This window comes from Streptomyces sp. 150FB (genome assembly GCF_000818195.1).
GTDB lineage: Bacteria > Actinomycetota > Actinomycetes > Streptomycetales > Streptomycetaceae > Streptomyces.
In genome coordinates this window covers 3,752,045-3,764,943 of the sequence record NZ_JTHL01000001.1, presented here as the reverse complement: position 1 = coordinate 3,764,943, position 12,899 = coordinate 3,752,045, and the positions used below count along the sequence as shown (strand labels likewise).

General features: G+C 70.9%; 10 protein-coding genes. 5 read left to right on the top strand and 5 right to left on the bottom strand.

Translation table 11 applies throughout. From position 1 onward, the window contains the following. The 4 genes from QR77_RS16100 to QR77_RS16085 all read left to right on the top strand — a co-directional run. Window positions 1-475 (top strand): hypothetical protein (locus tag QR77_RS16100; protein WP_201778808.1); only part of this gene is annotated, 475 nt, incomplete at its 5' end. Next, window positions 472-1,575: a hypothetical protein gene (locus QR77_RS16095; protein ID WP_078876726.1), complete on the top strand. Its 1,104-nt coding sequence runs from the start codon at window positions 472-474 to the stop codon at window positions 1,573-1,575. The genes QR77_RS16100 and QR77_RS16095, both read left to right, overlap by 4 nt. Before the next feature lie 90 nt (window positions 1,576-1,665). Further along, window positions 1,666-2,520, top strand: a complete 855-nt coding sequence (locus QR77_RS16090; RefSeq protein ID WP_040022474.1) for a phytanoyl-CoA dioxygenase family protein — start codon at window positions 1,666-1,668, stop codon at window positions 2,518-2,520. Between the two features lie 37 nt (window positions 2,521-2,557). After that, window positions 2,558-3,793 (top strand): glycosyltransferase family 2 protein, encoded by a 1,236-nt coding sequence (locus QR77_RS16085; RefSeq protein ID WP_052488798.1) that lies wholly within the window; start codon window positions 2,558-2,560, stop codon window positions 3,791-3,793. On the opposite strand, the gene QR77_RS42190 is transcribed toward QR77_RS16085, so the two are convergent. Continuing rightward, complete coding sequence (locus QR77_RS42190; protein WP_160310917.1) at window positions 3,774-4,751, bottom strand: Gfo/Idh/MocA family oxidoreductase; 978 nt, start codon at window positions 4,749-4,751, stop codon at window positions 3,774-3,776. The two genes, QR77_RS16085 and QR77_RS42190, sit on opposite strands and share 20 nt — an antisense overlap. Window positions 4,752-4,794: 43 nt before the next feature. After that, window positions 4,795-5,796 carry a zinc-binding dehydrogenase gene (locus tag QR77_RS16075; RefSeq protein ID WP_040022473.1) on the bottom strand — a complete coding sequence of 334 codons (1,002 nt, stop codon included), beginning with the start codon at window positions 5,794-5,796 and terminating at the stop codon, window positions 4,795-4,797. A gap of 361 nt (window positions 5,797-6,157) precedes the next feature. Here QR77_RS16075 and QR77_RS16070 point away from each other — a divergent pair, with 361 nt between their 5' ends. Further along, window positions 6,158-7,681, top strand: a complete 1,524-nt coding sequence (locus QR77_RS16070; protein WP_040022471.1) for a glycoside hydrolase family 3 N-terminal domain-containing protein — start codon at window positions 6,158-6,160, stop codon at window positions 7,679-7,681. 80 nt (window positions 7,682-7,761) lie between these two features. Here the strand turns inward: QR77_RS16070 and QR77_RS16065 are convergent, their stop codons facing one another. From QR77_RS16065 to QR77_RS16055, 3 genes are all read right to left on the bottom strand, one after another. Further along, window positions 7,762-8,577: an SAM-dependent methyltransferase gene (locus QR77_RS16065; RefSeq protein ID WP_040022470.1), complete on the bottom strand. Its 816-nt coding sequence runs from the start codon at window positions 8,575-8,577 to the stop codon at window positions 7,762-7,764. Between the two features lie 214 nt (window positions 8,578-8,791). Then, window positions 8,792-10,030: a helix-turn-helix transcriptional regulator gene (locus QR77_RS16060; protein ID WP_236710681.1), complete on the bottom strand. Its 1,239-nt coding sequence runs from the start codon at window positions 10,028-10,030 to the stop codon at window positions 8,792-8,794. Window positions 10,031-10,835: 805 nt separating this feature from the next. Continuing rightward, window positions 10,836-12,899: ABC transporter permease (locus QR77_RS16055; RefSeq protein ID WP_040028079.1), on the bottom strand; the 2,064-nt coding region annotated here is incomplete at its 5' end.

The following is a 12,899-nucleotide window of genomic DNA, read 5'->3' as shown; positions in this document are numbered from 1 at the left end:
GCAGCCGCTCGCGACCGCCCTGGCCTCGGCGCTCGACGCGATCCGGCCGGAACCGGTGGACCCCGTACGGCCGCTCACCGCCTTCCGCGAACCGGGCGCCGCCGAGCGCGCCGCCGCTTCGGTCACCGACCGGATGCGCCCCGGCGACCGGCTGCTGACCCGGAGGGCTCCTGTCCTCCATGGAGCCTCCGGTGCGTACGCGCTTCCTCAACTCGTCCTGATCGGGGCCGAGTTCGAGAAACCCGAGAACCATCCGCTGGTCGGGCACGAGGTGCTGTTCCCGTTCGCCGCCGTGCTGGGCTCCGACGGTGGCAGCAACAGCGGCGAAGGACCGGCCGCCGCCGCGATCGCCGCCGGCTCCCTGTTCGTGTACCGCCCGCCGATGAACGTGGCGAACGTGGCGAACCCGGTGAGCCCGGTGAGCCCGGTGAGCCCGGTGAGCCCGGTGAGCCCGGTGAAGAGGAGAACCCCGTGACGACGACCACCCCCTTCGACACCATGCGCCGCCGCGTCCCCGAACTCGCCCTCGGCCTCGACGAGTGGACCCGCCGGATGATGCGCTGGCACTTCTCGGCGGAGACGGGCTCCCCCTTCTGGGTCTCGCGCCGCCCCTCCCTCGGCTTCGACCCGGAGAAGGACGTCGACTGCTTCGCCGCGCTGGAGCTGTTCGGCCTCTTCGACAAGGCCGAACTGCGCGCCGCGCACGCCAGGGACCTCCGCCCGCGCGGCTACGCCGACCGCCCGTTCCGGGTCTTCGAGACCGGGGGTACGACCGGTGCGCCCTGCCGGATCGTCAACGTCACCCGGCTCGCGTACGACGTCGAGATCTACCGCACCATGCTGGAGGTACGCGGTGTGGCCGGCGGCGACATCCTCGCGATGACCCCGGCCGGGCCGCACGCGTACGGGCACTTCGTGGAGGGGCTCGCCGACAGTTGGAACGGCGCTGTGCACGCCATCGACTTCGACCCGCGCTGGGTAAAGGTCGCGCTCCGGAAGGAGGGCGAGGCGGACGCGTACACCGAACACCTCGTGGCGCAGACGCTCCACCTGCTGACCGCCGAGCGTCCCTCGCTGCTCTTCACCACACCGCGCCTGCTGGTCGAACTCGCCATGCGGCTGCCGCGCCCGCTGGACACCTACGGCATCCGGGCCGTCTGCACCGGCGGCACCTCGCTCACCGCCGCCGAGGCGGACTTCCTGCGCACCGAACACCTGCGGGACGTGCGGTGGATCGACACGTACGGGAACACCCTGGCCGGCCACGCACTCCAGGCCGACCCGGTCCAGGGCGGCCCCCAACTGCCGGACGGCGCGGGCCACTCGTACCATCTGCCGCCGCCCTTCGCCGTGCTGACGATCGTCGATCCGGCGGACCCCTGGCGGGAGTTGGCGGTGGGCGAGCGCGGACGGGTGCGGATCACCACGCTGTTGGAGGACCTCTTCCTGCCCAATCTGCTGGAGCGGGACAGCGCGGTGCGGACCGGGCCGCATCCGTGGTTCCCGTGGGACGGGGTGGCGGCGGTCCGGCCCTTCATGGACGACGCGGGGGAGCCGGTGGAGGGCGTCTACTGACCGGCCCCCGCCCCCGCCCCCGTCGTTCGCCGCTGCTCGTCGCCCCCTCCGCTGACCGCTGACCGCTGACACGACACCGAAGGACCCCCTGTGAAGCTGTCCTCAAACGGTATGGCGCTTGCTTTCTCGCCCGAGCTGTTCGCGCCGCTGAGCCCCGCCACGCACCTGCTCGCCGACTCCGCCGCGTTACGGAAGCGCCTGTTCGCCGACGGCTATCTGTATCTGCCGGGCGTACTGGACCGGGCCGAGGTGCTGCGGCTGCGCGGCGATTACTTCTCGCTCTTCGAGCCCGGCATCCTGGCCGAGGGCACCACCCCCGAGCAGGGCGTGTTCTCCGGGAGTCTGCCGCCGGATCTGCCGGAGTACGGGGTGGCAGGGCACCCCGCGTACGACTTCGTACGGTCGGCCGTCTTCGAGCGGTTCGTGGGCAACCCGCTGCTCGCGCGGATCGCCGAGACCCTGCTCGGCGGCGCGGTCGAGATGCTGCCCCGCCGTATCCTGCGCCACTTCCACCGGGGTTCGGGCCGCGCCTCGCGCGCCCATGTCGACCTCGACTACATGGACGCGGGCTCACCGAGGGTGGTGACGATGTGGATCCCGGTGGGCGACTGCCCGCCGAGGACCGGCTCGCTGGTGTATCTGGAGGGCTCGCACACGCTGTCGTCCGAGGAGTACGCCCCGCTGCGCGAGACCGGCGACCGCTCGTCCGACCGGCGCGCGATCTCGCACGATCTGGAGCTGACGGCCCGGGACCTGGGCCGCCGCTGGCTGTGGGCCGACTTCGCCGCCGGGGACGTCATGATCCACGTCCCCCGGATCATCCATGCCTCGCTCGACACGAGGACCGACGCCATGCGCCTGTCCGCCGACGTCAGGTTCGTCCGTACGGGAGACACGCACGACCCGCGCTGGCTCACGCCCTGGTCGGCGGACGACGGAGCATGACCGCACGACGACCAGCCCCGACCGGAGGACGACGCACGTGACCGAGCCCGAGCCCGAGCCGCCCGAGCAGGACATCGCCTCGCTCGCCCAGCGCCTTACCGCTTACGCCGTACTGGCCCACGATCCGGCGGTGCCCGACATCGCCGCCGACTACTGGGAGTTGAGGGAGGCCCACTACCGCACGGTCGACAGCGCGCTCGCCGCGTTCGTGGCCGGAACAGCCGGGCCCCTGACCGCGTACGAAGCGGTCCTCGCCGCTCCCACCGCCGCCGCCCCGCAGCACGTACTGCGCGAGCACCTCACCGCGCTGCTCGCCGCGCGTCCCGCCGAACGCGCCCGGCTGGCCGCCGCCGTGACCGAGGCCGACCGGCACATCTGGATCGACCACCACCTCGGCGCTCGGTACGGAACGACGACGCCCACCGTGCCCGCCACGCCCACCGCCCCCGCCACGCTCACCGCGCCGCCCACGCCACCCGCGCGCCCCCACGTACGCCCTGAGCCCGCCGGCGTCCATGTCGTCATCCCCTTCCGGGACCGCGAGAGCGGCCTCCGGACCCGGAATCTGCTCGCCTGCCTGCGCGCACTCGCCGACCAGGGGGCCGCCCGCCCCGCCCACCGAGTCACCGTGGTGGAGACGGACAGCTCAGCGCGCTCGCGCGACCTGCTGGAACCTCTCGTCGACGACTACGTGTTCGCCCGCAAGGACGGCCTGTTCAACAAGGCGTGGGCGGTGAACGTCGGCGTCGTCACCGCGGCGGCCACCGACGACGCCCGGCTCCTCTGCGTCCTGGACGCCGACATCCTCGTCGACCGTTTTTTCGTCGCCCGGAACGCCGAGCGGCTGCGCGACGGCGGCCACGGCACCCACCTGCCGTTCCGCTGGTCGCTCTCCCTCGACGAGCCGTCCACCCTGCTGGCCATCGGCCTGCGCGACGGCGGCTCCGCCGACGTCCCCGACGACCTGCTGCGCGGCATGCTGCTGCGGGAGCCGCCGGGCGGCTGCGTCTGGTCGACCATGGAGGTCTACCGCGTCGGTGGCTTTGACGAGCGGTACGAAGGATGGGGCGGCGAGGACGACGACCTTGTCGCCAGGCTGACGGCCGCCACCTCGCTGCGCCGCTACGACGACGCGCTGCTGCACCTCAACCACCCACGGCCCGAGATGACGACGACCGCCGGTCAGCCCTTCAACGCCCATATCGAGCCCATGAGTTGGACATCAGACCACGGATACGGCGACCCGGAGAAGTTCACTCCGGCCAGGGCCTGACCGGGGCTCCGCCCACGGCGTCCGAGCGGCCGGCCGCCACGATGACGTCATCCACGAGGACGGCCTCGGCCACCGGGCACGACGGGGGCCGCCCGGCCGCCGACGCGGCGACGAAGTCGGCGATCAGCGCGCGGTGCGGGTTGGCGTCCGGCGCGTACCGTACCCGCCGCCGGCCCTCCGGCCCCGTGTGCGGCAACTGCCCGGAGTCCAGCGGGTCGAGGGCCAGCGCCCGCCCGCCGCCCCGGAGCGTGAGGCTGTCGACCGGCGGCGCCTCTCCCCACTCCAGCAGGCAGTGCGCGCGGAGCCCCGAGGGCCAGCGGAGGGCGACCTCGGCCCGGCGCTCGGCTCCGGCGGGGAAGCGGTCGCCGAGCCGGGCCCGTACCTCGTCGGGGCGCCCGAACAGCGTCAGCAGCAGATCGAGCCGGTGGCTCCCGGCGTCGGCGAGGACCCCTCCGCCCGACACCGCCGGGTCGGTGCGCCAGCGCATCGGATCGTCCGGGCCCGGCGCGAAGGCGCACCGGAACCGTACGTCCACGCGCTCCGGCGACCAGTCCGCCAACTCGCCGCGCAGCGCGCGCACCACCGGCGCGAGCCTGCGGTAGTACGCGACTCCGGCGCAGGGCGCACCCGCCGCGCCCGCCGTGAGCCCGTCGCTCCCTGCCCGTACCGCCCCGGCCAGCGGCTTCTCGATCAGCACATGCAGCCCGGCGTCCAACGCCCGTACCGCCCAGGGCACATGACCCACGACAGGCGTCGCCACATAGAGCGCGTCCAGCCCGGCCGGCAGCGCGGCCCGCTCGCCGCCGCCGGACGCGGGGATGCCGTACGCGTCGGCCGTACGCGCGGCCCGCCCCGGATCGCGTCCCCACAGATACACCGGCTCCTCGCCCAGGTCGCGCAGCGCGGGCAGCACCCGGCGCACCACGATGTCGCCGTACCCGGCGATGCCCCACTTCACGGAAGCCTCACGCCTCACGCTGACCACGGACGGGGTCGCGGCGTCACGGCCGGATCGCCACCTTCAGCGTCCTGGCGGGCGGGCCGTCGTACGGCGCCTGCTCGCCGTCCGGGTACAGGTCGCGGTTGGCCGAGAGCAGCTCCATGGCCTTGGGCAGCTCCTCAAGTGCGTAGGTGTGCGTGAGGAGTTCGGGCAGGCGCAGCTCGGCCGTACGGGTGTGGGCGAGCCGTTCGGCGACGCCGAGCGCCCACGCCCGCGCGGTGTCCACCGGCTCGGCTGAGCTGTGCACCCGGAGCCCCTTGCGCTCCCAGGTGACCAGGTCGACGGTGACATGGGTGTCCACGTGGTGGGTGCCGAGCATGACCACGAGCCCGTTCTGACGCACCAGCCGTACACAGGCGTTGAGCGTGGTCGGCGTACCCACGGCGTCGATGGCGACATCGAACTCGGCCCCGGGCTCCTGGAGTCCGTCCGGGCCCCCGTCGACCTGGTGCACCGCGTCGGCACCGAAGCGCGCCGAGCGCGCCAGCCGCCAGTCGTCGAGGTCGAAGGCGGTGATCCGCGAGGCTCCGCGCAGCGCGGCCATCCGCAGCGCCAGCAGACCGACCGGGCCCTGGCCCACGACGGCGACGCGATCGCCGAGTTCCACGCCCCGGGTGGCGTGCACGGCCAGTGGCAGCAGTTGCAGGATCGCGCCCTGCTCGAAGGGCACGGTGTCGGGCAGGGCGCCGACGGCCACCTCGCGCGCCAGCGCGAATTCCGCGTACCCGGTGGTGAGCGGCGTACGGACGAACACGCGCTGTCCGGGCGTGACGCGGGTGACTCCCGGTCCCGTCACCTCGACCACACCGGCGATCTCATGGCCGAACGTGCCGGTGGCGCAGTGCTCGCGCAGCCCGTAATAGTGGTAGTAGGCGAGGTCGCTGCGGTTGCAGACGGTGCAGGCGTGCACCCGGATCAGCACCTCAAGGGGGCCGGGCGCCGGTACCGGGGCGTCGGTGTCCAGCCGGATGTCGCGGCGGCCGACAAGCTCGTAGCGTCGCATGGCCTTCTCCTCCGTACGGGGATCCGCCCGGTGGTCGCACGGGCGGGCGGACAGGCGCCGTGGCGGCCGGGTTTGTTCCGGCTCCACGAGCGGTCGCGCTTTTCCCCGGTCCGGACAGTTCTGAGAAGAATCCCCAGGAGGCTTCCACAGCCCGTTCGGGTACGTCAATCAGAGCGGGAGGACGGTTCAACTCCGTTTGTCCGCTACGGAAACGACACGTTTCCCACCGCTCTGGACTCCTTGACACCCCTATTGGTCTAAGCCAACATCACGTTGGACTGTACCAAGCTCGTTGGACTGTACCAATTGTGTCGCCGGTCTGACCGCCTGTCCCCGCACCTGCGCCTCCGGAGGTCCCGTCATGGAATCGAGCAGCCACCCCGAACTCACGCGTCTGGCGAACTCCGTGCTTCAGCCAGGATTCGTGGGGACAACCGCGGCGCCGGACTGGCTCCGTCGCAAGATCGCTGAGGGCCTCACTTCCGTGGTGCTGTTCGGCCGGAACATCGAGACCCCTGAGCAGGTGGCCACGCTCACCGCTTCGCTGCGCGCCGAGAACCCCGATCTCATCATCGCCATCGACGAGGAAGCCGGCGATGTGACCCGGATCGAGGCCAGGACCGGGGCCTCCCGGCCCGGCAACCTCGCCCTCGGCACCGTCGACGACGTCGACCTCACCGAGCAGGTGGCGCGCGACATCGGCCGCGAGCTGCACAACGCCGGGATCTCGCTGAACTACGCGCCGAGCGCCGACGTCAACTCCAACCCGATGAACCCGGTGATCGGCGTCCGCTCCTTCGGCATGCGCACCGATGTGGCAGCCCGCCACACGGCGGCCTGGATCAGGGGCCTCCAGTCCGCCGGTGTCGCGGCCTGCGCCAAGCACTTCCCGGGCCACGGGGACACCGCGGTCGACTCGCACCACGGCCTGCCCCGGGTGCCGGGCACCGCCGAGGAGGTGGCGCGTACGGCCTTCCCGCCGTTCATCGCGGCGATGGAGGCGGGCGTACGTACGGTCATGACCGCCCACCTGCTCGTCCCCGCCTACGACACCGAGCTGCCCGCCACGCTCAGCCACCGCATCCTGGTCGAACTCCTCCGTGGCGAGCTGGGCTTCAACGGCATGGTGGTCACCGACGGCATCGAGATGGGCGCCGTCGCCGACCGTTACGGGATCGACGGGGCGACCCTCCGCGCGGTGGCCGGCGGTGTCGACGCGGTGTGCGTCGGCGGCGAGAGCGCGAGCGACTCCATCGTGGACCTGCTCTCCGGCGCGCTGGTGCGGGGTGTCCTGGACGGGACGCTGCCCGAGGAGCGCCTCGCCGAAGCGAGCGGCCGCGTACAGGAGTTCGCCCGCTGGTCGGGGAAGCTCTCGCAGACGGTGAAGCGCGACGGGCAGAAGTCCGACATCGGCCTGGTCGCCGCCAGGCGCGCTGTGCGCGTACGGCGGAACCTCGACGGGGCCCCCAACGCCACCTTCCCGCTGGTCGAGGACCCGCATGTGGTGGAGCTGTCCCCGACGATGAACCTCGCCATCGACGGATCGACGCCGTGGGGCGTGGCCGATCCGCTGCGCGCGCTGCGGCCCGGAGTCACCTCGGTGCGGCTCGGCGAAGCCGAACTCGCCGACGGCGAAGACCTGTTGAACAGGGTCGCGCTCACCCCGGCGGCCGGCCGCGCGCTGGTCGTGGTGGTCAGGGACGCCGCCAGGCACCGCTGGATGTCGGACGCGCTGGCCAGCCTCGTACGCAGCCGGCCCGACGCGCTCGTGGTCGAGATGGGCGTACCGGCCAACGACCGCCAGGGAGCGGTGCATCTGACGACACACGGCGCGACCCGCGTCTCGGGCATCGCGGCGGCGGAGGTACTGGTCGGCGCCAACTGACGGGCGCCAACTGGCAGGTGCCGACCGGAAGTCCGCCGCCGGACGCGCGACCGGAAGTCCGCCGTCGCGCAGTCGCGCCGTCAGACGACACGCCCGATGCCCGCGTACATGTTGACGTCGTCGTCGGACGTGCTGTCGCCCGGCTCCGGCTTCCAGCGGTTCATCGGCACCACACCGGGGTCGACCATGTCGAGCCCGGTGAACAGCCCCTCGACCTCGCTCAGCGTCCGCAGATACATCGGCACGTCGCGCCGGGTGTACTCCTCGGCCATGGTGGTCACCTCACCGCCGGGCGTGAGATCGGCGGTGGCCGTGGTCAGCGCCAGATAGCTGCCGGAGGGCAGCGCCGCCGTCAACTCCCGTACGAGGGTGTGCGCGTCCTCGACGAACTGGAGCATCGCGATGAGGGTGACCCCGATGGGCCGGTCCAGATCGAGGGTCTCCAGCAGGTCCGGCGAGCGGAGCACCTTCTGCGGGGTACGCATGTCGGCGTCGATGTAGGCCGTACGCCCCTCGGGCCGGCTCGTGAGCAGCGCGCGGGCGTGGGCGAGCACGATCGGGTCGTTGTCGACGTACACGACACGGCTCCGGGGCGCGACATCCTGCACGACCTCGTGCAGATTGGGCTCGACGGGCAGCCCGGTCCCGATGTCGAGGAACTGCCGGATCCCACCCTCGGTGGCCAGCCACTGCCCCATCCGCCTCATCGTGGCCCGATTGATCCGCATGCTGGTGGCAAGCTTGGGCCAGGCGGCCAGCAGGGCGTCGGCGGCTTCGACATCGACCGGGTAGTTGTCCTTGCCGCCAAGGATGTGGTTGTAGACCCGGGCCGAGTGAGCCTTGCTCGTGTCGATCCGGGGAGCCCTCGGCGCTGATGACTCGGTGCCGTGGTCCATGAAGCCTCCTGGGGGTGAGGTGCGGCGACGCCGCCGAGCGGACGAATGCGGTCCGGCAACGACATCCTTTCGCCAGGGATTCGCACATCGACACGGTATCCCCACCAACGAGTTACCCACGGCCCGGCACACCCCCGCCACCACCGCACGCCCCCTCACTCGCGCGCCCCGACCGGCTCGCACGGCCGTCCGACGGCTACTGAGACTGAGGCAACTAGCCTCCGGACTCCGGCGTCTTGAGCCCCTGGTAAGCCTCCCGGAGGTCCGGGGCTTCCGGCAGTTTCCTCGTCTCCACGGCCTTGACGACTTCCAGCGCTCGCCAGTGGTTCGAAGGGACGACGCGACCGGAGAGAATCGCCCGTTGAGCGGAATTGCACGCTTCATCCAGGCGGTCACCACGAAGCAACGCCAACGCCAGATCGATATTCGCGGAGGCGACCCGGCGCGGCCACTTGCGGATATCTTCCGAGGGGGAAAGCCTGGAAATTACCTCCCGCGCGAAGATCTCTGCGGCAGGGTCTCCGATCCACGCCAGCGTTGTCGCCTTGTATGCCAGCGATTTACTGGGGTCGTACTGGAAGTGATGTTGGGTATCCTTTTGGGATACGAGCGCAGTCGACATGCGCTGAACTTGCTCTATGGCGGCATAAGTTCCTTTTGCCTCACCCAGGCGCGCTCGCGCCCTGCCTTCTTGGGCGGTTGCTTGAATGGCTACCGAGCTTCCACTCGGGGCCAATCTCTGTGCGACTTGGGCAAGTGAAAGAGCGCGACCATATTCTCCGTCCGTCAGGACTCGCCAAGCGTCAGTCTCGTAGCACCACGCTTGGATCTCGGAGTGTTCTGCGTGTTGGGCGAGCGTGGCAGCCGTCCGTAACCGTGCGGTGGCCGCATGCTCCTGGTTGAGGTCAATGTGAAGCGTCGCACCCAATAGCTGAAACCAGCCGCCGACTACGAACAAGCGCCGCTGCTCGCCAAGGGTCATGCGGGCATCCATCAGTTTTGTCACATACGCGGAGTGTTTCCTCACGCGTTCCAGAAGGTCTCGTGGCGGAGATGTCGGATAGTTGGCGGCGAGTTCGTCAAAGGCGCCTTCGAGTCGACTGAGGGTTTCCGACCCCACGTCACTTGCCACCACTCGACGAGCTAATTCGAGCGTTTCGAATTCGTCGTCCGTGCTAGGAGTGGAAATGGCGAGCCATTCGTTGGCGGATCGCTGGGGGGTGTGTCCATCCGGATCGAGAAGCGCGTCAAGCTCTTTGGCTGTGACACCCAAAGCCTTGGCGATCTTTGGCCTCTGCCACGGCTGAGGACCGTGGTCGCCCTTTTCCCAACGTTGGACCGTGGAGCGGTCCACGCCAACTTTCTCGGCGAGTTGTTCTTGGTTGAGCCCACGGGCTTTCCGGCACGCCGCGAACTTCTGCCGCCTGCTGATCATCGTGCCCGCCTTCTCCATCCTGGGACCATCCGCCCCGGTCAGCGTAGCCAGCGCGGCCAGGGTGCGGCAAAGGTGCGGCCTTTCTGCTGTGGTGCCCGGCAGAGTATCCCGCTTGTCTGGAGCCAACGCCTGCGGGCAACAGCGGACTTGACGGGGCACCAGGAGGCTGACCATGACAAAGGACTTACCGAAGTGGTTACCCCGCGAGGGCGCGGGGAAGTTGGAGCGGCCGTTATCCGCCATCGACTACCCCAGCCACGGTGAACCCCCGATCAGGTCAGCGTTGACTTTCCCGTCCTGCGACTGCCGTCGTTGCCGTGCTGAGCGTTCCGCCCGCCTGGCCGCCGAGCTGAAACAGCAGATGCGCGGCCGGGCGGACGACCGGTCTTTCAGCCCGACCATGCAACGCCTTCGACCTCTGATCGAGAAGGCCAACGAACGGACACAGGCGGGGTGGCTCTAGTGGGAGCCGCTCACCCTGTCGCGAAACCACCCCGCAGTACCTGGCTCCGCTCCTCTTTCGGCACGGTGCATGAGCTAAAAGTCGGAGCAGTCGTTTTCGATCGGGACTACGAGATGCCCGGCGTGGTCAGAACCGTTGACGCTCCGTTCGTTGAGATATACCGCCCGACCGGTCTTCTGTGGCGGGTCCATTTCCGAAGACTCCGTCCCGCTTCGGATTGGGAGCGGCGGCAACTGGTAGCCATCGGCAAGCTTCACCAGATGCGGCTGAAGGGCATCGCCACTCGATGACTCCCGTCCCCGCGGGGACCATCCGTACCCGCTTCCTCGCCTCTGTCGGGCTCTCCATGCCGGACCCCCCTCACTCGCGCGCCCCGGCCTGCTCGACCGGCCGTATACGCAGCAGCGCGAGCGCGGGCAGTACGGCGGCCGTGACAGCCAGTGCGGCGCTTGCCGCCAGTACCGTGCCGAGCGTTTCCCAGGGCACGGCCAGCGGCGACCGTACCCGGAGCAGGGCCAGCGCGGTTCTGAGGCCGAGTAGGTTCAGTCCGGCCACCGCGGCCCCGAGTATCGCGCCTACCGTGACCACCGCCAGCGCCTCCGCCGCCAACGCCCCTAGGACCTGCGGCTTTGTCGCGCCGCTCAGCCGGAGTACGGCGAGATCGCGTGTCCGGTCGGCCGTGGCCATGACGAGTGTGTTGGCCAGTGCGATGCCCGTGTACAGCAGCGCGATGCCCAGGATCAGCAGCAGCCCGAGGCGGGTGCTCTCGCTGGAGCGCGGGTAGTGCGCGGCGATCCACGCGTCCTTCGTCAGCACCGGTGTGTGCGCCACGCGTCCCGCCGCACGCAGTCGCGCCCCGACGGCCGCCGCGTCGGCGCCGGGCGCCACCCGTACGTCGATCCGGTCGACGGCCGCTCCGGCGGCGTTCTTCGGCGTTACGTAGACACCGTTGCCGCCGGTGCCGACCCGTAGGACCGCGGCGATGCGCAGCGAGACCTTCCGGCCGTCGCCGAGCCATACGCTCACCCGCCGGCCGACGGTCCTGGTGTGCCACTCCTCGTTGACGACGATGCTCGTGTCGTCGAGGTCCGCGAGCCGCCCGGCGACCACCGGAAGCGTTGCCAGCGCGGTCAGTTGGCTCGGGTCCACGGCCTTCGCTTCGGACCTGATGAGTGCGGTGTCCTCCTCAAGGACGGTGACGGCGGTGGAGCGCGAGACGCTCGCGACCGCGCCGGGCAGGGAGCTGACCTCCGCCACGAAGCGGGGGTCGAGCGGCCCGTCCCCGCTCGCCGAGGTGATCACACAGTCGGCGCGCGTCGAGGCGGCGGCTTCGGCGGACTTGGCCGCGTTGACCGTGGCCGTCGTACCCATCAGGGATGCGGCCAGCGCCACGGTGATGATGACGGGCGCGGCGACGGCAGCGGTACGGCGGACGGCGGCGACCGCGCTCTCCCGCGCCAGCAGTCCTGTGGCGCCCGGCAGTTGGGCGGGCAGCCAGGTCACGACGCGGACCAGTGGCCGCACCAGCACCGGGGCGAACAGCGCGAACCCGACGATCAGCACCATCGGTTGCGTGATGTAGGTCTTGCGCTTCAGCAGGCCGCCCGGGTCGGTGCCGAGCGTCCACACCAGCAGTCCGAGCCCGGTGAGCAGGACGGCCGCGCCCACCAGCCGCCGGCTCAGCGGCATCGTCCGGCTGTCCACGGCGGACTCGCGCAGCGCTTCGACGGGGCCGATCCGCCCCGCCCGGTGCGAGGCGGCGATCACACCGAGCAGTGCCACTCCGAGACCGGTCCAGAAGGCGGTGTGCAGCGGCCAGGTCTGGTCGCCGACGGCGAACCAGGCGGGCGCGATCCCCGTACGCACCAGCCAGTTGGCGAGCACGGGCGCGCCCGCCCGGCCCAGCAGGCAGCCCGCCGCCGAGGCGAGGGCACCGACGACGGCCGCCTCGGTGAGGAGCATGCGGCGGACCTGGCCGGGTGTGGCGCCCGCCGTACGCAACAGGCCGAACTCGCGCCTGCGTTGGGCCACGGTGAACGAGAACGTGGACGCCACAACGAAGACCGAGACAAAGCCGGTGATGCCGGCCGCCGTGCCCAGCAGGGAGTTGACCGAGGTCAGCGCCTCGCTGTCGCGGTCGGGGTCCGGATCGGCCAGCCGCCGGCCGTCGCCGGTGAGGACCACAAAACCGGCCCGGCCGCCGACCACCCTCCGTACCGCCGCCGGGTCCGCGTGCACCGCGACAGCGTCGACCGGCGGCGAAATCCTGGCGGCCTCGGCGTCGCTGAAGAACACGGCCGTCTCGAAGTCCGCGCGCGGCACGGTCCCGACGACCGTACGGACGCCGGCACCGGCGGGCGTGCCGATCTCGATACGGCCACCGGGCCGCGCGCCGGACCCGTCCGGTACGACCACCTCGCCGGG